We start from the raw sequence: 25,289 nt of genomic DNA on the forward strand, positions 1-25,289 counted from the left end.
TTTTTCTTTTTTCAGCTATTTTTTGACAGCCGTTTCCGCTGCATCCAAATAAAACAAAATGTCACTTTTGCCTTCCTGATTGGTTCCGTTGTACACCTCTGTATCCAGGCCTCCGATACGAAAGCCTGCTCGCAAGTAAAACAGACAGGCAGAAGGATTGTTGTCCTGCGCTTGTGTATAGATGCCGCGATAGTCTTTGGCAAGGGCCGCTTTCAGTGCCTGTTGGATCAACAGTTGACCGATTCCTTGCTTGCGGTAGTCTGTGTTGACCTTTAAGTCATAGAGGTACAGATACTTGAAAAAAGCGTCTTGAACGATCGCTAAGCCGATGCATTTTCCATCATCATAAGCACCGATAAACAGACTGTTTCGGCTCATTTCATCATAGCAATAATTTTCATCTGGGAAACGCATCGTCTGAATGTCTTCAGGTGCAAATTTACAGATCGTGTACTGCCAGTTGCCCTCATTATAAGACGGCAGCATTTTCCCCCATAAGGAGAAGGGTTCGTTTTTCAAGCGGATATCAGCTTGGTGTTCTTGATCGATCAGTTTGATTTCTAGCATGGGACACCTCGATTTTCTATAGTTTTCAATCATGAGTATTTAAAAGTAAGTTGTTGCAGTTTAGTTTACTACAAAGAATGAAAAATCACGATACTTATTAAACAGTCTGGTCTTCCTGTGAGAAGGGACGTTTTTGTAGGAGTAACTTAGTTGTTTGTCTATACATTTAGGTGGAAAAAGCAGGAAATATTCCATTGATACCTTAGTCACAATGACCGACGGAAAAATACGTCTTAAGTTTGATTATATTTATCGCTTGTTTTTTTATACTGAAGGTAGATAGAAAAAACGGAGGACAATCACTTGAAAAAAGCAATTAGTATGATCCTGCTCGTGTTAACGATCGGGACCGTCACATTGGTTACATGGTCTTATTTTACGAAAGATGATTCCAGCGAACTGGTTCAGCTGGTGGATCGTTTCAATCCTTTCGTACCGGAGAAAAAGGTTTATGTCAAAACATCCGATGAGTATGGCGTGCCGCAAGAACATGATGCCTATGAATATACGCAAGAAGGAATCAATGAAGATGGACAAAAAATAAAAATCACGTTTTGGGCACCACAAAAATTAAAAGAAAATGCCTACCTAGAGCTTGATGCAAAAGGCAAACATGTGGAGTCGTATCAAGAGGTGACCGAGCAGGATCTCCCTGACGCTATCAAAGACGAGTTGGTTACGACCCATTGATCATCGAGCCTGCTTGAAGAAACGGACAGAAAGTCATTTCCCACAAGTTGGGAGATGGCTTTTTTTAGTACCTTCAGCTAAAGAAAAGTTCGCCAAGATTTGATTTGGGTGAAAAAGATTAGAGGATGATAGAATTTTCAGAAAAAATAGATAATTTTTTCGATTCTTAGTTGCAATAGTAGAAACGTCTGGTATTCTCTATGAGGTAGTTAAAAAAAATCATTCATATAATTAAAAATAGCAACAGTGAGAGAATCACCGTGTATGAAGGATCAACGGTTTTCGAGGAGGAACGTATGACAGAAAAAAATCAATTAAAAAAACAGATGAAAACCAGACACATCACTATGTTGGCACTAGGTGGCGCAATCGGTGCCGGCCTATTCAAAGGCAGTGGGGAAGCGATCCAGTTAGCGGGGCCTGCGGTCTTGCTAGCGTTTATTTTTTGTGGGCTGATCTTATTTGTCGTCATGACAGGACTGGGACAGTTGGTTTTATCTGACCAAAAACAACATGGCCTTTCGGGCTTAGTCCAGCCGTATCTTGGATTGCATACAGCTGATTTCATTGATTGGATCTACTGGTCAATGTGGATGATCAACATCATCGCCGAAGCAGTTGCTGCCGCAAGCTTTTTGCAGCTGTGGTTTCCCAATATTCCAGCTTGGATCTTTGTTTTGATTTTGGCACTACTCACGACCATCATCAATTTGTTTTCGGTCCGCTTGTTTGCAGAAACGGAATACTGGCTTTCGTGGGCCAAAATCAGTGTGGTGATTGTGCTGATCTTGGTGGGTCTCTATCTGGTTGCCACGCAAGTCTTTGATCTGGGCTTTTTACCGACGATGAGACAAATGACAGACTATGGTGGTTTTGCCCCTCACGGTCTCAAAGGATTTATCAATTCTTTATTGGTCGTAATCTATTCGTATGGCGGTTCTGAGTTAGTAGCCATCACGATTAGTGAAGCAGAAAATCCCAAAAAAGCGATCCCTCAAGCAATCAAAGGAGTAATGACTCGGATTGCCGCTTTTTACATCATTCCCATGTTTCTTTTACTGATCATTTATCCGTGGAATCAATTAGCAGATCCAAATGTCAGTCCCTTTGTAATGGTGTTTCAAAAAATCCATGTGCCTTTTGCTTCCGACATCGTTAATTTAGTGATCATTTTGGCCTTGTTTTCCTCCATCAATTCTGGGGTCTATGCTTCTTCAAGAACGTTGTTTTTCCGGTTAAGCAACAATGGCCAGAAAAAAAGCCGCTTCACGATGCTGAATAAAAACAGCGTGCCCCAACGAGCGATCATGTTTTGCAGCGGTACTTTATATCTTGGAGTCGTTCTTTCTTACTTTTTAGGCGACAAACTCTTCAATTATCTGGCAGGCTCCCTGTCGTATACTGTATTACTGATTTGGTTGTTGATCAGTGTGGCGGCGTTTGTTTTGGTACGCAAGCAGAAGAAAATGGGCTATACGATTTTTTTGGGTGGGGCGATCCTTGCGTTGCTTTTGCTGTTTGCCGGAATCTTGATCACTAACCCATTAGCGGTTACAGGTTTCACCGCATTGCTGTATACGATCATTTTTCTTAGTTTTTATTGGAACCATCGAAAAATAGGGGACACCAGTGGAAAAAGTTGAAGAACCCTCCCTTAAGGCATAAACTGATGGAGAAGGAACAGCCCGCTTGGCTATTTTTTCGCTTCTCAGGAACATGGCTAAAAATAAAGTAAAGGAGAATACGAAAATGGTTAATTTTTGGACATTGATTTTCGGCACCCTCAGCTGGGTTGTGGTGGAAAGTCTGCTTTACAACCCGATGCATAAGTGGGGCAAGTTTTGGGCGAAAGAATCAGGAATGGCAGAGAAGATGGACGGTCAGCAGATGACGACCGGTGACATGCTCTTTACCTTTGGCGGCACGATTGTTGGTGGGATTCTCTTATCGGCAGCGACCTATCAAGTCGTCTATTGGTTTGCCACATTCGATCATGATGGTTGGCTGATGACCTCCTTGCAAGTCGCTTGCTTATTGTGGCTAGGGGTGTATGGGGTCGCCACCTTCGTGATGGCTGTTTACTCGGGACAGTCCCGTAAATTAGTTGGGCTGCACCTTGTGAATGGGTTTCTAGGAGTGATCGTTTTAGGGCTTGTTGTCGGACTAATTGGACAATAGGCAGCGATCATATCCCAGCGAGAACGTTCAAAGATCTCAACGAATCAAGCCTAAAGAAAGCCGATCTTGTCTCGACAAGGTTGGTTTTTTTGCGCGTGAAATTAATCTCACTATAAAAAAAAGCTATAAAGGCAAATTGTTTATGCTATACTGAAAATAACTCAATTTGACAGGAAACACAAACCCACGGGTTTGCGAAAAATCATGAAAGAAGGAAACTTAGGGACAACGAGGAGGGGAAAAATGAAAACGAAAAGCAAGTTAGGTAGAAGAATGTTTGCTACCGTTTGTTTGGCGGTGCTATTTTTTTTGGCAAGCTGCAGCCGCTCAGGGGTTGACTCTGCAGCTGCAAATCAAGTATTGACCAATAGCAACAGTCATCAACAAAATGCCTTGTACGTTTTGGAAGATGGAAAGCTCACCGTCAATAAAACGCTGAGTTTTTTGGTCGATCCGAATCAGGAACCTGCGGACTTGGTAGAAGAACAAGAGGCGCAATTAGTGCAGATCAACGAAACACTGCAAGCAGAGTTTCCCAAAAGCAAAGCACTGACTGCGGCAGACATCGGCACTATGCACACCTTTGAAGTGACAAATGCCCAAGTGATCATTGATCAAGAGAAAAAGGAAGTGCGCATGACTGGCGATGATTTTGAGAAAGTATTCAAAATGGTGGACAACAATGACAAGCGTCTGATCGATGATGAACAAAACGAGTACGAGTTTTCTTACGATGAGAAATAGCAAGTGACAAAAAAGCAGCTGCCTCCGACGAGACAACCGCTTTAGACTGCAGACAAACCTTAGACAAAAATGAGGTTTGTTTTTTTCGTTGCAAAATATTAGTGACTATTACGGAAAACATTTTGCGCAAGGAGTAAGTCCGCGACTTTGCGCTTCTGCTAAAGTTGCAGGCGTGTAGGTACCGTTGCCGCATTTTCTCGTATGATATTTCGAACCTGTTGGTGTAACGAGGACCGACGTTTGGGCTTGATTGCTAGCAGCGGCTGGCTGGCTTTGTTCTGGCACAGCGGCGGCTGCCTGCCATTCTTCCTCCGCCTTAGCTTGTGCGGCTGCTTGTTCGTTGGCAGTGATCGTTCGCGCCACTGTTTTCGTTCGAGTAGCTAATTCCTCATCGGGGGTCTTGAGACGAGCGACAGCATCTTCTGCACGAGCAAGGGCATCTTTTGTCGGCTCCGCCTCTACCGCTTCCACCGCTTGGACAGCTTCTGCAACGAGGGCTTCTGCTTCTTTCTCAGAAATCTTGGTTTCTACAGTGGATAACCGACTTTCAAACGTTTCCTTGTTCAACACCGCTTGTGCGACTAATTCTTTTGCCTGATCGAAATCACTGCGCTCAAGGGAAGCTTCAGCAGTATCGAGGGCTTTGCCGATGGCAAGATGTTCTTCCACCACGGTTAGCCGGGTAGCGAAATCTTCGTAGGTTTTACTCAAAGCATGAATCAGCGTCACGGCTTCGTCGTAATTCTTTTGGTTTGGCTGGGTTTCGGCAAGCGCCAGTGCCGTCTCGGCTTTTTCCAGTGCTGCTTGTTCTTGTTTTTCAGCTTGCAAACTCGCTAGAAATGCGCGAGAAGGTTTGACGGTGACGACTTCTTCTTTGGTGTTTCCACCCATTGAGGCTTGGAGGGTAAATTCCTGTTCCTCTTCATCTTCAAGTTGCACGGTGTAAGAAAATGTTTCGTCCGCCAGCGAAACCTCCACCCCGTTGATCGTCAGTTGCGCTTCTGGGTTGGTTTGACCCGTAATCGCCGCTTCGCCTTGTTCGTTGGTAACCAGTTCTGCTTCATCTACGTGAAGCTCCGGTGTTGCTGCTGGAGTCATTAGTGCTCCGCCAATCAACAAGAGAAAACCACCCATAAAAATAACGATTTTGTTGCGAAGCGACTTTTTCTTGATCAAACTAAGAACAAAAAAGATTCCGCTTACAACCATTGTCAAAAAACCAACAACAAAAATAAATATCCCCATACTTTTTTTCCATTTCCTTTCTTGTGAATAATTTAATTATAACATTTTTCCTAACTTATCCGCCATTAATAACCGGCTAGCAAGGGTTGCTGAACGTATGGAGGGAGTTCAACTAGCAAACCAATAGATTTTTATCAATAATAAATAGATTTACGGAAATTTTTATTATAAAATGATGTAGAAAGAGTTGTTTTTCGTTTGTATTTGCTTTTTTTGCTAAACAGCTCTTGGTCCTAATACACGTATTTACTTCATTACTAGAAAAAGACGCTTTGAACAAACGGATGAAATCGAGCAAATACCTGCAAAAAAGCGGCTTTCCCCAAATAACACCATAAAAAAGACATTCCCCCTCATGTGCAACTAAGCCACTTCATTGATAAGAAAATCAGTATGTGCAAAAGGAGTAGCAATGAAAATCACACAAATCCAATGTCCCAGCTGCTTGGGTCAGTTAACCGTTGACTGGGAGACAGGAAAAGCAGTCTGCCAGTATTGCTTAACTAAGTCAGTCCTACAGTCGCCGCCAAAACAAACGCAAGAAGCTTCGAATGAACAGGCTCCCGTAGTTTTTCAAAAAGTCAAAGAAGGGTTTTATTCGTTTGCCTTTAATGAAGACGAGGTAGCAAATGCCTTGAAAAAATGGCTGATCCAACAGGAATCAGTTCCTGAGGACATTATCGTTCATCTTGAAGTCAGCGAGGTAAAACGATATTTTATTCCGATTTATGAATTTCAGGTGACCTATACGATGCACTGGGAGGGGGCCTTTGGCTACGATACCCATTCCATTGCTTGGGACGGCTCGCATACGACCACGTGGGAAAAGAAGCGAGGCGACCATCCAGATGAGACGGTTATACTCTATCAATGCGGCAGTTCGGAGGTGATCGAGCAAGAAATTCCTCAGAGCTTCGAGGTCAATGATGAAATGAAAAGAAAACCGCACTTTAGTACCGACCAAAAGGAATTTCAACAGCTAGTCTCAGCACATGCTATTCATGCTTTTCCCTTTGATATTGAGCAAGAGCAGGCGCTCTTTGGTTCTGAAAAACAAGCGGAATTGAGAGCCCATGCGAATGCGGTGATCCAGAAGAAAAAATCTGCCGATCATCTAAAAGAGCTGCACCTAGATCTTTCCCTGATCAGCTGTGCTACAGAAAAGCTCTACTTTCCCCTGTATATGGGCACCTTCAAGTACCAAGAGCAATCCTTTGAATTTGCGATCGACGGCAAAGATCCTGACCGAATGAAGCTGCCGATTATCCCACAGTGCCAAGAAACCTTACAAACGGTTGCGAATTTTTCAAAAGCTCGTAAGGTTTTTGGCTGGTCCTCCGTACTCTTTTTTACGTTAGGTGTGATCCTGATGATCTTGGCGCTATTCATTTCTGAATGGATCCCTCTAGGAAGAGTATTTAGGGCTGTCATAGGGGGGATTGTCATGAGTTCCCTGTCAACTGCAGTTTATTGGGTAGTATCGGGGATAGTGTTGCACTTTCTAAAAGAACAGTACCTCAAAACAGTCCAAAAATTTAGAGATGAGTGCCAAAGAGAATTATTAGGTAAGAAAACTGGGACAGCTTTTTTAGCAAACTACGAGAAGCGTGGAAAGCATCTTGCAAGAATGAGGAAATTTTATGAATGGCACGATACGCTCGCTTATGTGGTCGTGGTCGTTACCCTTATTTGGAACATTCTTCGGTTTCTTTGATAAACCATCTTGTTGAAAAGAAAAAACGATTCATAAAAAAGGAGAAAAAATGAAAATCACCCAAATCCAATGTCCCAGCTGTCTGGGACGTCTAGAAGTTGATTGGGACTCAGGAAAAGCAGTCTGTCAGTATTGTTTAAATGAGCTGTTGATCAAACCGGAACAAAAAAACCAGGAACAAACAAACCAAGTCGTCTCGCTTAAAGAGTTGCCACGCATTCAAGGGACCGTCAAAGAAGGGTTTTATCCGTTTGCCTATGATGAAAAGGCATGTGAAGCGGCGTTGAAAAATAAACTAGCCTGGCAAGAGACCATCTCGGAAAGTATCTTTTTTGAGCTAGAGATGGTTCATCTGAAACGTGTATTTATCCCGATGTATTATTTTCAAATTGCTTATGATGCGCAAGTGAGAGGGAGCTATGTCCACGAGGAACAGCAGAGGGGGAGTGGGCGCATTACTGCCGACATTTCTTTACATAACAGCGGGAACACAACAATTTTCAATGAATATTTCCCTACAGATACCCAAAAAGAAGCGGATTACAGTATCAATGGTAAGCTGCCGCTGCATCTTAAAAAAGGAGCCGCCTATTGCACGGATATGCAGCAGTTTTCGGCACTTAGCCAAGGCGCTCAGGTGCTGCCCTTTGATATTTCCAGAGAAGCGGCACTCTCTGATACCCATCTAATGGAAGTCTTTGAAGCAAAAGCCAAAGACCATTTGGTGGGAGCAGATGTTGCCAATGAGGTTCAACTGACTCTTTTTCCGAAACAATGTGATACGGAAAAACTGTATTTTCCTTATTACATTGGCGAATTCAAATACGGAAACCAAACCTATTCTTTCGTGGCTGATGGCACCGATGCTGAACGTCTCTTTCCAACCCAGCTTCCTGAATGTGAACAGCTGGTGCAAGTGAAGAAAAGTTTTTCGAAGACCAGTAGTGTCCTTTGGCAATTCTGCTATACCTTCTTTTTTGTCGGATTATTTTCTGGAATTGCTTCGAGTTTTCTATTTGATGGCTTTTTATTACCGGCTGTTGCCTTTAGTCTGCTCGCTTCAGCGGTCATTTTGCTGCTTGCTTGTCTTGCGACTTGGTACTTCTTGCTCGTACCAGAGGTCAAGTTTTTCTCAGAGTACGGCAAATTCAAAGCAGAACTTTCCCAGGCATTGAGTCAGTCGGATGCATCAACGGCTGCAGCGAAGAAAGCTTTTGAGACGCGGAGGAAGAAACTCGCCCGACAGACAGTATTTTACAGCAGTCTAGAAAACATGGCGTATGAATTTGCCTTGATCCTTTTTTTAGCAATCCTGACTTGGTATTTCAGTTTTTATGGCTTATCGTTTCTAGTGCTGCTGGCGTTTGTCAGCTGGAATACGATCCGTATCTTTACCACGGATAGCTCCGATACCTGTATCGAAACGAGATGAACCAAAAGAAATTACTTCGATATAAAGTGAGAAAGAGTAGTTTTGTATTTGTGGTTTTAGATCTATAAAAAATAGTGCTTGGCATCCGCTCAAAAGGTTGACACATAGCACGTAAAGGAAGCATAGTCTAGTTTGATATAAGCGAGGAACCGCTTGATAATAATCAACTTTCTTCAGTGTTTCTCTGAAAATAACAAGCACAATATTCCCCTCATTTGAAATTAAAGGTTTTTTGATCAGAAAATTAGCATTCACAAAAGGAGAAGAAATGAAAATCACTCAAATCCAATGTCCCAGCTGTTTGGGGCGCTTAGAAGTTGACTGGGAATCAAGAAAGGCTGTCTGTCAGTATTGTCGAAATGAATTACTAATTAATTCAGAGCAAAAAGCACCACAAAAAAAAGAACCTATGATTGACGAATTACCATTATTTCAAGGGATGGTGAAAGAAGGATTTTATCCCTTTACCTTTGATAAAAGACATTGCGAAGAAATAGTAAAAAAAATGCTGATTTGGGAAGAAACAGTCCCAGAAGATGTCTTTTTTGATATGGAAATTACTTCTTTGAAACAAGTGTTTATCCCGATGTATTACTTCCATATCGCCTATGATGTCCAAGTTAAGAGTTCATTGAATGTTGAAGAGTATCAGTCGAAAAGTGGTCGCCTCGATGCCACTACTACTTTACATAGTAGTGGCAATTCAACAATTTTTAAAAGCACTTATCCTACTGGAACAGAAAAAAGATCCAACTATAGTATTAACAGCAATCTGCCCCTTTATATTAATAAAAAGGGTTCTTATTATACGAATATGGTGCAGTTTGCTACGCTTCAAGAGGGAAACATCGAAGTGTTGCCTTTTGACATTTCAAGAGAAAAAGCATTGTCTGATAAACAATTACATCGAGCACTCGAAGAAAAAGCGAAAGAGTATGTTATTGGAGAAGATCAGTCAAGTGAGATTCAACTGAATGTTTTCCCAAAAAACTGTGATACTGAAAAAATTTACTTCCCTTATTATATTGGCGAATTCAGGTATAAAAATACCAGCTATTCTTTTACGGTTAATGGTACCGATGACAGTCAAATTTTTACGACAGGACTTCCAAAATCCTTGCAACTAATGGAGATAAGTGAAAATTTATCTAAAGCGCGGAAAGTATTTTGGCATTCTAGTTATTCTTTTTTCTTAGTGGGTTTTTTCATAGATTTGTTTATTGCTAGTTTCTTTGACGGTCCTGCATTACCTGTTGTCACATTCAGTCTAATTAGCTCCTCAATTTTGTTCTTTATTTTTTGGGTTATAGTTGGATTCTTTTGTCTTGCCCAAAAGGTGTCCTTCTTTTTAGATCATGGACAGTTAAAAAAAGAGCTGTATCAAGCATTAACCTATCCACAAGCTGATTTGGATAAAATAAAAATGGAATTTGAAGTGAGAAGAAGAAAATTGACTACAAAGAAAGTTTTTTATGGGTACCTTGAAAATATGGCCTATGAATTAGTCGTAGTAATTTTTCTCTGCACATTTGCATGGACTGTTAATATTTACATGGTTATTTATATTCTACTATCGGGATTTGTCAGCTGGAATGCGATCCGTATTTTTACAACGAATAGCTCTGATCGATGCATCAAAACGAAAGGATGATCTCATGGATATCATTCCCATTCAATGTCCCCATTGTTTAGGGGAACTAGAAGTAAACTGGGGTGTCGGCACGGCAGTCTGTCTGTATTGCCGCGGCAAAATGGTCATCAAATTGCCCTTTGACCACGCCAAAATTGCCCAGTCCAGTCCCCTGACGTACAAACAGCTTGCGCTGACCCAGCTGGCTGCTCTCTTGAAGAAAATCAGTTTGTCGTCTGCTGCTCTTAGGGAAAATGCACCAACAGCCGGCGTTTTCGTTGGACAAGAGCAGCCAAAACCAACGTCAGGAAACCAGGCGTCTCCGATTCAAAGGGCGCCCATCCTTCAGCGCAACCAGCGACAATATCGTTTGACTGCCTTTTTACAAAAACAAAATTATTTGTTCTATTTTTCTGGAGAAAGACAAGTGCTACCAAGGCAATGGCAAAGACAAGTCCTCGCTAGTTTTCAAGTGCCTGAAACGGAGACCCCTCTTGCGTTGCTAACGTCAAAGATGACTGGCAAGAAAGCGAATGCGGGACTGCTTTTTGGCGTTGAACGAGTGTATTTGTGCACGTACGAAAAGAAAGAAAAACGAATAGTCAGTTTTTCCTGGAGTGTTTGGAAAAACCTCGGTTTTGAGGTCCAGCATAAAATGTTTAGTAGCTTTTTGGTGATTCAACAGGAATATCGTGTTCCTCTTCAAGCATTGGGCTTTGCGACCCAATCATTTTTGCAAGAATTACAGCAGTTGTTGCAAGAGTGGGAGACTGGCTAGTGCTGAGTATCGATGAAATCAAATAGGGAATCAATTTATTGGTCAAAAAAACAAAGAGAGCGTCGCAAACAGCGGCGCTCTCTTTCACTTCATGTGGTTTCCAACTCAGCATTGTTGGTCTCTGTTAAATACTCGGCTTCATCGTTTAAAAGACTGGCAGTCGTTCGCAGCGTGTCGTAAGAATGCAAAACGGCAGCGAGGCTTTTTTGCGAATCACTGATTTTCATGGTCGTCGAATCGGCACTATCTAACACGACTAAGGCTTGCTGGTTGATGGCTTGCATGGTTGCGGCAATGGTTTGGGTCAACTGCTTGGTCTGTTCAGCTAATTTTTGCATTTCATCGGCAACTACCCGAAAGCCAGCTGCCTGTTCGCCGATCCGTGCTGTTTCGATGGAAGCGTTGAAGGATAGCAGTTTGGTTTGTTGTGCAATGCGGTCGATGTCATGCAGCACCGCTGTCACCTGTTGGCTATCCATTTCTAAGGCATGGGTCGTTGCTTGATTTTGATCAGACAGCCGTTTGACTTGCGCCAAGTTCTCTGACAAATGATCGACTTGCTGATGCCCGTTGGCAGAAAGTCGTGTCAGGGAAGCCGCACTTTCTTGCACTTTTTTGATAGTGACCGCTAAGGCTTGTTCTCTTTGAGTAATGTCAAAAGCGATTTTGACGACGTTGACGACTTCTTGCTGCTCATCGAGGACGGGGAAGTAGATCCCTTCTAAAATCAGTTTTTCTCCTTGTTTGTTTTTCCGGATGATTTTGTCTTGAAATCGTTGCTTTGAGTACAGCAGTTGATTCCAGAAAGCTTGGTAATCCGTACTGGCAGCATAATGGTCAAAACAAAAGGTCCGATGCGGCAAGCCAATGATTTCTTCTTGGCTATACCCTAGGATATCAGTCATGTTGGCATTGGCGAAAACAACTTCTTTTTGCGGATCAAAGACTATGACAGCGAGTTCTTGAAAAATAGCAGCGAGCAGACGATTATTTTGTGTTTCATCTAATGTGAATTTCATACGTACTTACCTACGCCTTTCAGTTTTTTGGGAAGTTTACACAGCGAGTGTCTTACAGTTATCGGTGATGAAGGCAAGGCAGTTAAGAGTGCAAAAACCAACTTTTTTGTCGAACAAAATGCCTGGAAACAGAAGGAAGCAAGATTCTTTGCATCAGAATGACTTGGTGGTACCCTTAAGTTCAACACGAACGTTTTCAAACAAAAGGAGAGAATCGTATGACAGATAGAATTTCGTTGGAAAAAGCAGCCGTTGAATTTAGTGAGGCAAATGCACCGCACCCACGGATCTACGAATTACCGCCAGAAGAAGGGCGCGCACTATTGGAACAAGTCCAAGAGTCACCCGTCAATAAATTGGCGGTTGAGATAGAAGATCAGACCGTTGATACAGGCGAATGGGGGCCCATCAATGTTCGTTTTGTTCGTCCCGAAGGAAATCATGCGATTCTCCCTGTTATTTATTATCTCCATGGCGCGGGTTGGGTCTTCGGCAGTGCCGCGACTCATGATAAATTGATCCGTGAATTGGCGGTACGAACCAACTCGATCGTCATTTTTCCTGAATATAGTCGTTCACCAGAAGCAAAATACCCAACGGCGATCGAACAAAATTATGCGGTCTTGCAGCAATTACCGGGATTTGTCGATGTCAAAGGCTTAGACCTTAGCCGTTTGACCGTGGCTGGTGATTCCGTAGGTGGGAACATGGCGACCGTTATGACCTTGTTGACGAAAGCCCGTGGCGGCATTCCGATCGCACAGCAATTATTGTTCTATCCTGTGACAGATGCCCGCTTTGATACGCCTTCGTATGAAGCATTCGGCGAAAATTATTTTCTGACCAAAGAAGGGATGCAATGGTTCTGGGATCAATACACGACGGATGAAACACAGCGGAATCAAATTACCGCTTCTCCTTTACGAGCGACCAAAGAGGAGTTAGCCGATCTGCCACCAGCGTTGATCATTACAGGGGAAGCAGATGTCTTGCGGGATGAAGGGGAAGCCTATGCGCAGCATTTACGAGCAGCTGGCGTGGAAGTTACCCAAGCACGTCTGCAAGGAATCATCCATGATTTTGTGATGGTCAATGCGATGGATCAGACCCAAGCTGCACGAGCGGCCATGACACTGGCTGTCGGTTGGCTGACGGAAAAAAATGTCCCAGCAGAATAAAAAACCGACAAAAGAAGCTTCTTTTTAGAGGTGTTCTGATACAGTAAAGGATTTATGGGGTGGAGCGATCCACTCCTTTTTTTGTCGGAAAAATGGAAAGACATACACCTGCAGTCTGAAGCAGATGCAAACGCTCTCTAAAAAACTACGTTTTTATAGTACAGATATTAATAAGTGTTTTTCGTTGATAAATAAATATAAAGTGCTATTATATGTATTGTGATTAATACAGTTTTCGAAAAGAGGTAATACAGTGAGTGCAAAAGGATCAGAAATCATTGTTGAAAGTTTAGAAAATCATCGGGTGCCTTATATCTTTGGGATTCCCGGTGCAAAAATCGATGGCGTATTTGATGTGTTGAGTGATCGGGGACCAGAGTTGATTTTGGCGCGACATGAACAAAACGCGGCATTTATGGCACAAGCAATCGGTCGCCTGACAGGAGAGCCAGGAGTCGTCATTGCGACAAGTGGACCAGGAGCCAGTAATTTAGCGACTGGGTTGGTCACGGCAACTGCCGAAGGTGATCCCGTCCTGGCACTAGCAGGCCAAGTGAAGCGTTCTGACCTTTCAAAATTGACCCACCAAAGCATGAATAATGCGGCATTGTTTGCGCCGATCACGAAATTCAGCAGTGAAGTCCAAGATCCTGAAACCCTTTCTGAAAGTATTGCCAACGCCTTTCGCATCGCAAAAACAGCGAAAAAAGGGGCGAGCTTTTTATCCATTCCTCAAGATGTGACAGATGGAACCGTTCAAGGGGCAGCGATCAAACCTCTATCTTCGCCTAAATTAGGCAGTGCCGATGCAGAAGATATCCAGGCACTCGTCGATCGGATCAAAGAAGCCAAACTGCCTGTCCTACTCTTAGGGATGCGGGCTTCAGGCGTGAAAGAAACACAAGCGATTCGTCAGTTAGTTGCAAAAACTGGGTTGCCTGTCGTAGAGACCTTCCAAGGCGCCGGGATCATTTCTCGTGAATTAGAAGAGCATTTCTTTGGCCGCGTCGGCTTGTTCCGCAATCAGCCTGGTGATATGCTGTTGAAACGCAGCGACTTAGTGATCGCTGTGGGGTACGACCCGATCGAATACGAAGCTCGCAACTGGAATGCGGAAAAAGATGCCCGCGTGATCGTCATCGATGAAGTACCGATGGAGATCGATCCATTTATGCAGCCAGAAGTTGAACTGATGGGCAGTATCGCGAAAATTATTGAACAACTATCAAAAGCCATCGATCAGTATCACTTGACCGAAGACGCTCAAAACTATTTAACGACGCTGCAAACCAAACTCAATGAAAAACCAGCGGATGTCGAAGGCAGCAACAATACCTTGCATCCCCTGGAAATCATTGATGCTTTGCAACAAGAAGTGACCGATGACATGACGGTGACGGTGGATGTCGGCAGCCACTACATTTGGATGGCCCGTCATTTCCGCAGTTATGAGCCACGGCATCTGCTCTTTAGTAATGGCATGCAGACTTTAGGGGTCGCTTTGCCATGGGCGATCGCGGCAGCGCTCGTGCGACCAAATACTCAAGTGATCTCTGTATCTGGCGATGGTGGCTTCTTGTTTTCTGCCCAAGAGTTAGAAACAGCCGTCCGTTTGAAACAAAACATCATTCACTTGATTTGGAATGACGGTACCTACAATATGGTGAAATTCCAAGAAGAAATGAAATATGATCGTGCTTCTGGGGTTGATTTTGGACCCGTTGATTTCGTGAAATATGCCGAAGCGTTTGGTGCCAAAGGCTTACGGGCAACCACCAAACAAGAATTGATGGCAGCCATCGAAGAAGGCTTTGCAACGGATGGTCCAGTGATCATTGATATCCCTGTGGATTATTCAGACAATGCCGATCTTGGCAAAACGATCCTACCTGATCAATTTTATTAAGACCAAAGGAGCAGCAAGATGAAAGTGAAAAACAAAAGTTATTTATATCAGCATGGCACCCTAGGTGGGTTGATGCAGGATTTAATGGATGGCACGGAGCAAATCGGAAAAATGCTTGAATATGGCAATTTTGGGATCGGTACTTTGGCTGGTTCCAATGGTGAAGTGATTATTTTAGATGGTGAAATCTACCATGTAGACGAGTCGGGCAAGGTACAAGTGCTCCAAGGAAATGAAGGAACCCCCTATGCGGCAGTCGTTGATTTTTCTGCGGCGAAGCACCTGCAAGTCAGCCAAGAAATGACCGATGAAGAAGTGAAAAACCACGTCCTGACAGAAGTCAGCCCGAATTTGTTTTCCGCTGTCAAGATCCATGGGGTATTTACCAAGATGCACGTCCGCGTTGCCCCAAAGCAAGAAAAACCGTACCCAAAATTCATTGAGATCATCCAGCATCAGCCGGAATTTCAAGCAGAAGATATCAGCGGAACGATCGTCGGGTTCTTTACCCCGTTGTTGTTCCACGGTGCTGCGGCCGCCGGTTTCCATTTGCATTTTATTAGTGATGATCGCACATTTGCTGGTCATGTCTTAGACTTTGAAGTGGCAGCTGGTGAAGTCGAATTGATGGAACTAGCCGAATTTCGTCAGCATTTTCCTATCGACAACCAAGACTACTTGCAGCGGGAGATCGATGTCGCAAAAATCGCCAAGGATATTGAAGCTGCCGAATAAGCAGCAAGCAGCAAAAAATAATTGATCGCCAGTAGAGTGGTCTCGGATCGAATTGAACGCAAAGCAGCAGTGAAGCCAACGCTTCACTGCTTTTTTGTGCTTCCTTCTATTCATGAGGCTTGCTGCAAAACCTGGATGCTTCGATAGAAAAGTTGGGAAATTGTCAAAAATCTAAATTAATTCTTATTTTAGAGCAAATAAATTGATATATTTTAAGAATAATGATAATTTTTGTACTAATTAGAAGTATTTTGTTGAGAGTAATTGCACTTGACTGATTTTATAGAGAAAAGAGGAAAGATATGAAAAAAAAGTTGACGACTGCGCAAGGAGCCAGTGTAGCGGATAACCAGAATTCTTTGACAGCGGGGCGCCGTGGCCCAGTGTTGATTCAAGATGTCCATTTGCTAGAAAAACTGGCACATTTTAATCGTGAGCGGATTCCCGAACGGGTCGTTCATGCGAAAGGTGCGGGGGCTCATGGGGTCTTCCGAGTAACAAACGACGTAACGATGTACACGAAAGCGGCGTTTCTTTCAGCCATCGGGAAAGAAACGGAGATGTTTATTCGCTTTTCAACGGTTGCCGGAGAACTAGGGTCTGCGGATACGTTGCGCGATCCTCGGGGGTTTGCGGTTAAATTTTACACGGAAGCGGGGAATTATGATCTCGTGGGCAATAATACCCCGATTTTCTTTATTCGTGATCCGTTGAAGTTTCCTGATTTTATCCATACCCAAAAAAGAGACCCGCGAACGCACTTGAAAAATCCAGAGGCGGTATGGGATTTTTGGTCTCATTCACCGGAATCCCTCCATCAAGTCAGCCTGTTGATGGGGGATCGGGGCTTACCGGCAACCTTTCGTCATATGCATGGGTATGGGAGCCATACATTCGCTTGGCTCAACGCAGAGGGAGAACGCTTTTGGGTGAAATATCATTTTCGGACGGATCAAGGCATTATGAACATGAGTGCGGCACTCGCAGCAGAACTTGCGGGAAGCAATCCTGATTATCATATTGAAGATCTATATAAAGCGATTGAGGCAAAGGAGTATCCTTCTTGGACACTCTATGTTCAAATCATTCCCTTTGAAGAAGGTTGGTCAGCTGCCGTCAATCTTTTTGATGTGACCAAAACAGTCTCACAAAAAGACTATCCGCTCATTGAAGTGGGACGAATGACTTTGAATCGCAATCCAGAGAACTATTTCAACGAAGTCGAGCAAGTCACTTTTTCACCGGGCAATATCGTTCCAGGGATTGATTTTTCTCCGGACAAACTATTGCAAGGTCGGCTGTTTGCTTACGGTGATGCGCATCGTTATCGAGTTGGACCCAATAGCAGCCAGTTGCCGATCAATGCGCCAAAAGCGCCCGTCCATAATCACCAACAGGATGGTTTCATGAATACCAAAACGAATTCTTCAGGGATCAATTATGAACCGAACAGTTTCGATGGCATCAAAGAAAACCCGCATGCCAAGGGCATCCACTATTCGTTAGAAGGAGAGATCGGTTCCTTTGCTTACGATGAAGACTATTATAGCCAAGCAGGTGATTTTTATCGTTTGCTCTCAGAAGAAGAACGAACACGTTTAATTCAAACGATTGCGGGAAGTTTGGGACAGGTTCAAAATCAACAGATCAAAGAACGGCAGGTCTTGCATTTTTACCGTGCGGACCCAGAATACGGCAGACGAATCGCTGAAGCGATCGATGTGAACATTTAAGAAAGGAGGAAAAAGAATGTTACTTTTACATGTAGTTTTTGGTCTTTTATCTTTTGTCGGAGCAATGATGCTGGGGGTGGCCTTTAAAGGGCAGCTGCGAGAGCTTTCAAGGCTTCAGCAATGGGCAGTCGGTTTGAGTTATACGGGCACGCTGTTGACGGCGATTTTGGGGATCTTGTCTGCATCTTCTCATCCAATCATCGTACTCATGACCCTCGTAGGCGCACTGGCTTTTACGAAACGGACATTTTTAAGTGCAGATCAATCCAAAGAGCAATGATTGCTGATAGTAGCGGCGTAGAAGGAAAAAGCGTACTTGATTCATTGGAAAAGTCCCATATAAAGCTGCTTCCACTAAAAAAGAACAGCTTTATATGGGAGGATTAGTCAGGCGTTCGTTTAAAGGCGACAAGGAAATATCAATTCTCTTTCTTTGGAGAAGCGGCGTGAATGATTGGAATTACTACGTATTATCAAGAACGACCAACCGCAAAATTCTCGGATTGATTCGATTCAAAAGATAATTCCAATCGGCAGCGTCGGGTATTGATTTTAATAAGACACTTTCAACATCCAGTAAGTATTCAGTGGCGTATTCGGAGTAGTTAGTAATGAGAAAATTAATGTTTTTTTCTTTTAAATACTCGTGGGAGAGTTCGTTTGAATCAGGGTAGTACATTTCATGATAAACGCCAAGATATTTTCGGATAATACTTTCGGCGTACTCACAAACATACTCGTTACCTTCAAAAATAACAGCTATAGTTCTCCGTGTGCCCCAATTCTCTTCAATGATGGCTTCCATGTGGAAGGTGAGACTTGCACAAAAATCATCCAAATGGTCGAAAGAATAGAGTGTTTTCACAAGAGGATGTGAGAGCAAAAACTGGCGATTTCTTTTATATTCAGCCGCAAATTTTTCTTTGACGAAAGCATTCAAATCATCGATGTTGACGTTCATCGTTGGCGATAACAACTCACGAAGCTTGAAAATAGTGAAGAATGACTCTAACCAAAGCAAATCTTTTTGTTCATCAAAGCTGTTGCCGCGATTTTGGGCATAGAAATCAGCAGTGATTTGTTTGATCGCGGGCCAGTGGTTATAGTTAAGACAAAACACTTTGCTTGTTTCTAGATCGGTGTTGAGTTTGCGACGACAAATGATGCAAGTCAAAAGATAGATTGCTTCTTCTTGAGGAAACTCAAAGGTAAAATAACGCTGGATAATCTTTTTAAGGTCCTCATAATTTGAAAGTAAACCATTTTTTTTAACTAACTCGCTTAGTTCTGGAGAGGGGGCAGCAAGTAAACCGCGTTTGCTGCGCTCCACGCTAATATAAAGGATATACGCAAAATAAGAAAACGAAGAGCTCTGTAAGGCCTTCGTTTCCAAAAGGTCAGTGATTTCCATCACTGCATCTTGTACATGGATCGAGGGAAATAACGTGTGGACATTAATGTCAGACTCGTAGTAAAAAAGACAGAAAAATTTTCGTATATCGATCTCCGAACCTGCCAAAGAGACGGGATCCGTTTTGATTTTTAAACCGAAAGGGGATAAAAATGGCTGTATTTTACGGAAGTAGCTGATCAGCGCTTGTTCAGAAATATTAAGCGTTAAGCTCCAATCAAAGAGGGTTTGCTGCTCATCATAAAAAATACTTTCTAAAATCTGGAAAATCGGTTCATCTTTTATCAGTTCTTGCTTTTGCTTTCGATACCTATCATGATCGATTTCTTCAAAAAGATACCCGATTTTTGCTGTATGGATCGCCATAGCCCCTTTAAAATACTCTCGCAAGCTAGCAATGTCAGTAATCAACGTACGCGTACTGCTCTCGGTCACTTCAGCGAGTTCTCCCAGTGTACGGGAGGGACTTTTCTCAAATTCATTCAACAATTGCAGCCAGCGAATCAACGTGCGATTTCGCATGAATTTTAATTGAAATATTTTCATGTCAGCCTCCGAAAAATAAGTTTAAATAATTATAGCATAATCATTTACACAGATAATGAAACGTTCAACTGTTAGGCGTTCTTGCCACAGTGCCTTGAAGGCTCTGACTACCAGCAGAACATTTCCGGGAATATCAATCGTTCACGGTAAGTATAGCAAGGACCTGAGAAACCAATTGCCAAAAATCATACATAAACTTGAGAAAACGAAACGCTAATAGAAAGGCTCCAAACGCTAGATAAAAAGCTAATGAAGTAAGAAAAGACGATAAAAACACAGTTGTTCAACTGGCAGTTGCCCATTTGAACAACTGTGTTTTTTTCTGATGACGCCAGAGGATCTTAGGCAACAGAAAGTAAAAGCTGCAACCCAGACTCGATAACGAATTGGATGCAAAACGTGATCCTTTACCAGTAGACCCATTCTTCCAACAACTCGTTCTCTTTGACAAGCACGGGAGTCATTTGCTTGAGTCGAAAAAACGAAGCGTAGTATAATAAAAGAGAATTGATATTTATTTACTATTTGGATGACAACATGTTTTTTTGATAGAGGTTGTTAAGTGAAAAAAGGAGAGAAAGGAAATCGCCTATGAAGCATTCGCAAAAAGGGGTAGCGCTTCTTTTGGTTTGCGGACAACTTTTAGCTGGTGTGCCAGTTTCAGCTGCGGTTGTTGCATCGGAAGGTACGATCGTTGCCCAAACATCAGAAACAGCTGCACAAGAAAGTGACAGTAGCAGCACAGCAGGGACGGTTGAAGAAACTGCTCCAGCAGGGGAAGGACAAGTGTCCGATTCGGAGCAAGGATCGGCACCTGTAGAAAGTGTACCAGAAGGATCTGAGACAGCGCCGGAGGGAACAGAGCAAACCGAAGAACCAACCCCAGATCCCCAACCGACGCCTGAACCGAAACCAGAGCCGAAACCAGAGCCAGAGCTACCGAGTAAGCCAGAGCCTTCTCAGCCAGAAGAACCAACCCCAGCACCGAAACCAGAAAAACCAACACAGCCTGAAGCGCCCAAACCTGAGACGCAGCCAGAGAAGCCCCAACCGTCAAAACCTGTAGAAACGCAACCGACACCAGAAGAAAATAGGGGAGCAAGTCAAGAAACACCGGCGGCTGTGTCTCCGATCATGCCACCAAGTACCCAAGCACCAAGCGGGCCAAGTCAATCCGATCCTATAACGCAGCAAGGTAGCGAAACGAGCTGGACGGTCACACCAGTAAAAGAAGTGTGGGATTTTATCCAAGAAATCGGCGAAGATGCTCGGGAAATTGGCTTGAAAAATGATTTGTACGCTTCTGTCATGATTGCACAGGCTATTTTAGAATCAGGTGGCGGGCAAAGCAGACTGAGTCAGGCGCCGTACTTCAATCTCTTTGGTATCAAAGGAACCTATCACGGACAGGGTGTTGCCTTTCGGACACAAGAAGATGATGGTTCGGGAAATCACTACACAATCACGGCAACGTTCCGCCAATATACTGGGTACAAAGAGTCATTGATGGACTATGCTCGTTTGTTGAAAGAAGGGGTCGGACAGCAGTCTGATTTTTATAAAGGTGTATGGAAATCAGAAGCGGCTTCTTATCAAGAAGCTGCCCATTATTTGACTGGTCGGTATGCCACTGATACCGCGTATGATCAAAAGCTGACCGCATTGATCGAAGCCTATGCGTTGACCCGTTATGATCAGAAAAAACCCGATGTGACCGCAAGTGAGACGTATCTTTTTCCTGTTGAAAAAGCCGTTGTCACTTCTACCTTTGGTCCACGTTGGGGAAGCTTTCATCGAGGTGTTGACTTTGCCGCAGCGTTTGGGACACCCATCATGGCGAGTCAATCTGGAACGGTCATCCGTTCAGAGGTTCATCCTTCTTGGGGGAATTATGTAGCAATTCTTCATGACGACGGGATGACGACGCTCTATGCCCATAATCAACAGAACCTTGTGAGGGTGGGCCAACAAGTGAAACAAGGAGAAACGATTGCGCTCATGGGTAGTACGGGCAATAGCACAGGAACACATCTGCACTTTGAAGTCAGTGCATCGCCTAGTTTGAGCCAAGAGCAATTGGTCGATCCAATCGCTTTTTTAACAAAATAAGGATTGCCGAAAAGAGAGTATCGTGGATACTTTCTTTTTTTGTCTTTTTCCAGCAATTTTTTGGGAGCAACGATTTTAATTTTTTTTTCATGAAAACCGAAAAAATGTTTAAAAAAATCGTGCATAGATTCTTTATAATTTTCACATAACCGTAACAGTTGCTAATCCATAAACTGGCGTGAGCAGATCGGTCAACCAGCAGCACAAATGGTAGGTTCGAATGCTATTGATGATGAGCGGAGAAGCAAAATCGTTACAGTTGTTACCCCTACGAATAAAAACTTGCTAACGAAGTAGGGGAGCGAATAATCAGGAAGTGCATCAATTATAAGTCTACTCCTTTTTTTCTAATCAGTATTGATCGTTGAAAAGAACTAACAAGAAATGATTAACCATAAAAAAGTAGAAGAGATAAATGAGCTGCTCTTTTTTTCTGTTAAACGAAAAGAATGTTTTGCACAGTGACGCATAAAATAAAAAAAGAGGGGAACATTTTATGAGAATAAATAAAACGGATTTTGAGGCAGTGATGGCCAATAGCGAATTTTTAGACTATTACTGTCAATTATTTGAACAAAACGGTGAACGATCCGTCACAGATAAGCAATTAGAAAAATTACACTATTTGATTCAAAAGCAGGTGGCACTAACGATTCAAAAGAATGCGAGCTATTCCTTTTTTACACAAACATACAAGCTGCCGCAAACACTCGTAAAGGATTACCAACTGTTAGCGGAATGTACCGAGAGGCTTTCAAAAATAGAAATGGATCAGTTGATACCCAAACAATTTATTGAACAGGACTTTAATGTGCAGATGAAAAAAGTAAGTCAAGAAACGCAATATGAACAGCTTTTAAACATCATGACAGACACATTTAGACAAATAAAGAAAACATAGGTGATTTTCAACATAGCAGTTTTTTTTCAAAATGAAGCAAATAATACAAAGAATTTTCTTATTCCTTAAGCAGAATCTGATGAAAGTAAAAGCGAAATCCTTGCACTATTTTTAATAGCCGATAAAATAATTGTTATAAGACAGTAGTCTGGACACAACGCTTTTTTTCATCAGTCTATGAAAAAACCGATTTTTTATGTAGGATGAAAACCGATATAATGAGACTGCTTAGGCGCCTTTCATGCGTAAATTAGCCGCAAAAAAGAAATTCTTAGTAAGGAGCTTATGTTTGAAAAATTTTCAATTGAGTTTTGTCACAAGCAAATCGACCGTCCGATGGCTGCAGATTCTAAGTGAATTTGAAAAAAATGAAATTTGCAGTGCCAGCCATTTGGCTGAAGTAACAAGTAGTACCACAAGGACGATTGGCAAAGACATCAGTCAGATTAATGATTATTTCTGTGGGTTGATCCTGATCACTTCCACCAATCAAGGCTATTCGTTTGAACTATTTGATTATTCACAGTATGAAAAGAAAAAAGCCTCGCTTTTAGCGAATGAACCGCTCTTTATTTTATTGGAAAATATTTTTATTGGAGAGTTAAAGACGATCGATGAGTGGGCGGACTGCTTGTTTTTATCCAAGAGTACCTTATCAAAATACTTGCAGCGCATTCATGAACAACTGGCACGCTTTGATCTCCAACTAGCACTAGATCCCCTGAATATCGTTGGACAAGAAGCAGATATCCGCAATTTCTTCTGTACCTTTTTCTATGAAACGGATAGCACACCCCATACTGTCTTTCCGCCAGCTGCGGTCCAACAGGCAGTAACGGAAATCGGCAGGATGTTTGACAAAAATAGTTATCACACTGTTTCGTTTTCACAATATACGTATCTACTCTATATTTCGCTTGAGCGATTTATGCAAGGCAAAACTGTGCAAATCAACGACGAATTGTACCACGCCTTGCGACACAGTATTCAGCTGATGCACTTTCAGCGAATCAATGGCATTATTGAAAAGTACTTTCAATGTCGATTGACGAACGATGAACTTATCTTTTTGTTTGTTAGTATTATCACAAAGAAAAAACTGCAAAATGTGATCGTCGAACAAAAGTTTTGTCTTTCTTATAATCATTGGACCGAGATTCGCACGTTGACCAACGAGTTTTATCAGATGTTGAATGTATCGTCGAAAAAGCCTAAAGAAGATCAGATTCTGATCGAATCCTTTTTTACTTCTGCCAAATTGAAGGAGTGCTTATCCACTTCGGCCAATCGTAATATTTATGATGTGAATGCGTTTATTAAGAAAACTTTTTCTAAGGAGTTTGCTGCTTACCGAGAGTTTTTAGAAAGTAGTTGCGAGTACCACACCCTTTATTCTGTGGAGTATCTGACGGATTTTTGTGCAAACTTAGTGATTTTTATTGAATCTGTTCGAGAACGTCATTGGTTTCCCCGAAAAAATATCGCCTTTATCTTCGAAGGAAATAACAATATCGTTCAGTACATTGAGGGCTGGTCCAACCGCTATTTTAGCCGATCCCATCAAGTCTTTTATCCTGACTCAGGGGAAGTCAATGCTCAATATTTAGAACAAAATACCATTGATCTGCTAGTGACGAACTATGCCGAGCATGCGACCGAATTTCGAGATATCGTTGAATGTATCGTCTTCAAAACGATCCCTTCTTCTTCTGACTGGAATCGGCTGCTTGAACGGATCAATCCTAACGTCACCCGCCAATTTGCCCTAAAAGACCTCTTCTAGTTTCCCATTCTGTTTTGACCTAAAGAGTTGCTAGAAAGGGCCTTTTACATGAAAAGAAAGCATTTTTCCTTCACTGCTTAGACAGTGAGAAGGAAAGATGCTTTCTTTTTTAATGGCTTGACTCTCCGCAGCTGTGCAGGAGTGTGGGAAGGGGAAGTGGGGAATGCATCAGGTACGGATGCAAGCCTTTGGAACCAGCGGTTTTCAATTCAATCGATCAATGTGGGCGAAATCATTGGGCTTCACTTAAGTAAATCAAACTCCAAGGCGCCTTTTGGTTTAGCTGAAGACCGGTCAATTCCCGATAGAAACAGGTTTTGTCTTTGACCGTCAGCTGAATGATCTCTTCTTCCGTATACTCGTTTAGAGAAGAAATTTTTAAAACATAAAGTTCTTTTAGTATTTGCAGCTGTGCGTCGATATCTAAGAGCAACGACATTTTTTCGAAAAAAGTACCCTCATCTTGTTCATAGATCGCCAAGAATCGTTGGCGCAAAGAGAGATAAAAATTAAAGATTTTTGGGTGTGTATAAGAACAGGGAGAGTGGATAAATTCTACGTCAAAAAAGTTTACATATTCTTCGGCTGATTGGATCGTTTTTAAGTTCATATCAATACTCCTTATAAGTGTTAGGAAAAAGTGACAATACGTGTCATTATCAAAAAGAGTCACTGTTAAGCAATGTCTTACTGAGAAGGCCCTTTTGTTTTTTTTAATGATTGGGGGAAGGACTTTCGCTACATTCAATGTACAGGATATTCCAAATTGGCTCAAACGCGTTTTTTCGTAACCATACGAAGATTTGTTTTCGCTGGTATTAACGTCAAAAATGTTCAACTATTCTGATAATTGTTGTTATAAAAAGAATATTTTCGGAATGAGCGAAATGACTGGGTTTCCTTTCTTTTCCAGCAGGTTGTTTTTTCATTCGCTGAAATCATGGTTGAGAAAAAACAGCATCAGTTGACCGGTAGGCTCATCCCCGTCAT

21 protein-coding genes are annotated in these 25,289 nt (G+C 42.5%); 16 read left to right on the top strand and 5 right to left on the bottom strand.

The annotated features are described in order from the left end of the window. Positions 1-15: 15 nt before the first annotated feature. Positions 16-567 carry a GNAT family N-acetyltransferase gene (locus A5877_RS09785; protein WP_086316757.1) on the bottom strand — a complete coding sequence of 184 codons (552 nt, stop codon included), beginning with the start codon at positions 565-567 and terminating at the stop codon, positions 16-18. 321 nt (positions 568-888) lie between these two features. Between A5877_RS09785 and A5877_RS09790 the strand changes: the two genes are divergently transcribed. The 4 genes from A5877_RS09790 (at position 889) to A5877_RS09805 (ending at position 4,179) form a co-directional block, all read left to right on the top strand. Beyond that, positions 889-1,257, top strand: coding sequence for a YxeA family protein (locus A5877_RS09790; RefSeq protein ID WP_016619558.1), 369 nt, complete (start codon positions 889-891; stop codon positions 1,255-1,257). Positions 1,258-1,553: 296 nt separating this feature from the next. Continuing rightward, positions 1,554-2,900, top strand: a complete 1,347-nt coding sequence (locus tag A5877_RS09795; RefSeq protein WP_008376509.1) for an amino acid permease — start codon at positions 1,554-1,556, stop codon at positions 2,898-2,900. 106 nt (positions 2,901-3,006) lie between these two features. After that, positions 3,007-3,435 carry a DUF1761 domain-containing protein gene (locus A5877_RS09800; protein ID WP_008376507.1) on the top strand — a complete coding sequence of 143 codons (429 nt, stop codon included), beginning with the start codon at positions 3,007-3,009 and terminating at the stop codon, positions 3,433-3,435. A 243-nt stretch (positions 3,436-3,678) separates the two neighbouring features. After that, positions 3,679-4,179, top strand: coding sequence for a hypothetical protein (locus A5877_RS09805; RefSeq protein WP_086316758.1), 501 nt, complete (start codon positions 3,679-3,681; stop codon positions 4,177-4,179). Between the two features lie 108 nt (positions 4,180-4,287). On the opposite strand, the gene A5877_RS09810 is transcribed toward A5877_RS09805, so the two are convergent. Then, the gene (locus tag A5877_RS09810) at positions 4,288-5,424 is read right to left on the bottom strand and encodes a serine protease (protein ID WP_086316759.1); all 1,137 of its coding nucleotides are present in this window, start codon (positions 5,422-5,424) and stop codon (positions 4,288-4,290) included. 412 nt (positions 5,425-5,836) lie between these two features. On the opposite strand from A5877_RS09810, the gene A5877_RS09815 reads away from it, so the two are divergent. The 4 genes from A5877_RS09815 to A5877_RS09830 all read left to right on the top strand — a co-directional run bounded on the left by A5877_RS09815 (position 5,837) and on the right by A5877_RS09830 (position 10,978). Beyond that, positions 5,837-7,138, top strand: coding sequence for a hypothetical protein (locus tag A5877_RS09815; protein WP_086316761.1), 1,302 nt, complete (start codon positions 5,837-5,839; stop codon positions 7,136-7,138). Positions 7,139-7,187: 49 nt separating this feature from the next. Continuing rightward, complete coding sequence (locus tag A5877_RS09820; protein WP_086316762.1) at positions 7,188-8,570, top strand: hypothetical protein; 1,383 nt, start codon at positions 7,188-7,190, stop codon at positions 8,568-8,570. Positions 8,571-8,838: 268 nt separating this feature from the next. After that, positions 8,839-10,221 carry a hypothetical protein gene (locus tag A5877_RS09825; protein WP_086316763.1) on the top strand — a complete coding sequence of 461 codons (1,383 nt, stop codon included), beginning with the start codon at positions 8,839-8,841 and terminating at the stop codon, positions 10,219-10,221. Between the two features lie 4 nt (positions 10,222-10,225). Beyond that, on the top strand, positions 10,226-10,978 hold the full coding sequence (locus A5877_RS09830; RefSeq protein WP_176273448.1) for a hypothetical protein: 753 nt from the start codon (positions 10,226-10,228) through the stop codon (positions 10,976-10,978). Positions 10,979-11,067: 89 nt separating this feature from the next. Here A5877_RS09830 and A5877_RS09835 read toward each other — a convergent pair whose 3' ends face one another. Next, positions 11,068-11,997, bottom strand: a complete 930-nt coding sequence (locus A5877_RS09835) for a PAS domain-containing methyl-accepting chemotaxis protein (RefSeq protein WP_086316764.1) — start codon at positions 11,995-11,997, stop codon at positions 11,068-11,070. Between the two features lie 218 nt (positions 11,998-12,215). Between A5877_RS09835 and A5877_RS09840 the strand changes: the two genes are divergently transcribed. The 5 genes from A5877_RS09840 to A5877_RS09860 all read left to right on the top strand — a co-directional run bounded on the left by A5877_RS09840 (position 12,216) and on the right by A5877_RS09860 (position 17,829). After that, positions 12,216-13,175: an alpha/beta hydrolase gene (locus A5877_RS09840; RefSeq protein WP_086316765.1), complete on the top strand. Its 960-nt coding sequence runs from the start codon at positions 12,216-12,218 to the stop codon at positions 13,173-13,175. A 253-nt stretch (positions 13,176-13,428) separates the two neighbouring features. Continuing rightward, positions 13,429-15,081, top strand: a complete 1,653-nt coding sequence (alsS, locus tag A5877_RS09845; RefSeq protein ID WP_086316766.1) for an acetolactate synthase AlsS — start codon at positions 13,429-13,431, stop codon at positions 15,079-15,081. Between the two features lie 18 nt (positions 15,082-15,099). Next, on the top strand, positions 15,100-15,816 hold the full coding sequence (gene budA, locus A5877_RS09850) for an acetolactate decarboxylase (RefSeq protein ID WP_005232672.1): 717 nt from the start codon (positions 15,100-15,102) through the stop codon (positions 15,814-15,816). A 302-nt stretch (positions 15,817-16,118) separates the two neighbouring features. Beyond that, the gene (locus A5877_RS09855) at positions 16,119-17,549 is read left to right on the top strand and encodes a catalase (RefSeq protein ID WP_077453060.1); all 1,431 of its coding nucleotides are present in this window, start codon (positions 16,119-16,121) and stop codon (positions 17,547-17,549) included. Positions 17,550-17,565: 16 nt separating this feature from the next. Then, entirely contained in the window at positions 17,566-17,829 is a 264-nt protein-coding gene (locus A5877_RS09860) for a hypothetical protein (RefSeq protein WP_005232670.1), read from the top strand. Between the two features lie 183 nt (positions 17,830-18,012). Here A5877_RS09860 and A5877_RS09865 read toward each other — a convergent pair whose 3' ends face one another. Further along, positions 18,013-19,506 (bottom strand): helix-turn-helix domain-containing protein, encoded by a 1,494-nt coding sequence (locus A5877_RS09865; protein ID WP_086316767.1) that lies wholly within the window; start codon positions 19,504-19,506, stop codon positions 18,013-18,015. Positions 19,507-20,097: 591 nt separating this feature from the next. Between A5877_RS09865 and A5877_RS09870 the strand changes: the two genes are divergently transcribed. From A5877_RS09870 to A5877_RS09880, 3 genes are all read left to right on the top strand, one after another. Then, positions 20,098-21,615, top strand: a complete 1,518-nt coding sequence (locus tag A5877_RS09870; RefSeq protein ID WP_086316768.1) for a peptidoglycan DD-metalloendopeptidase family protein — start codon at positions 20,098-20,100, stop codon at positions 21,613-21,615. Positions 21,616-22,111: 496 nt separating this feature from the next. Then, entirely contained in the window at positions 22,112-22,516 is a 405-nt protein-coding gene (locus A5877_RS09875) for a hypothetical protein (protein WP_061053586.1), read from the top strand. 241 nt (positions 22,517-22,757) lie between these two features. Next, positions 22,758-24,299: a helix-turn-helix domain-containing protein gene (locus A5877_RS09880; protein ID WP_005232664.1), complete on the top strand. Its 1,542-nt coding sequence runs from the start codon at positions 22,758-22,760 to the stop codon at positions 24,297-24,299. A gap of 232 nt (positions 24,300-24,531) precedes the next feature. Here the strand turns inward: A5877_RS09880 and A5877_RS09885 are convergent, their stop codons facing one another. Then, complete coding sequence (locus A5877_RS09885) at positions 24,532-24,909, bottom strand: hypothetical protein (RefSeq protein ID WP_005232663.1); 378 nt, start codon at positions 24,907-24,909, stop codon at positions 24,532-24,534. Positions 24,910-25,289 lie beyond the last annotated feature (380 nt).

Origin of the sequence: Enterococcus sp. 3C7_DIV0644 (assembly GCF_002141235.1) — a bacterium.
Taxonomy (GTDB): Bacteria; Bacillota; Bacilli; order Lactobacillales; family Enterococcaceae; genus Enterococcus_D; species Enterococcus_D entomosocium.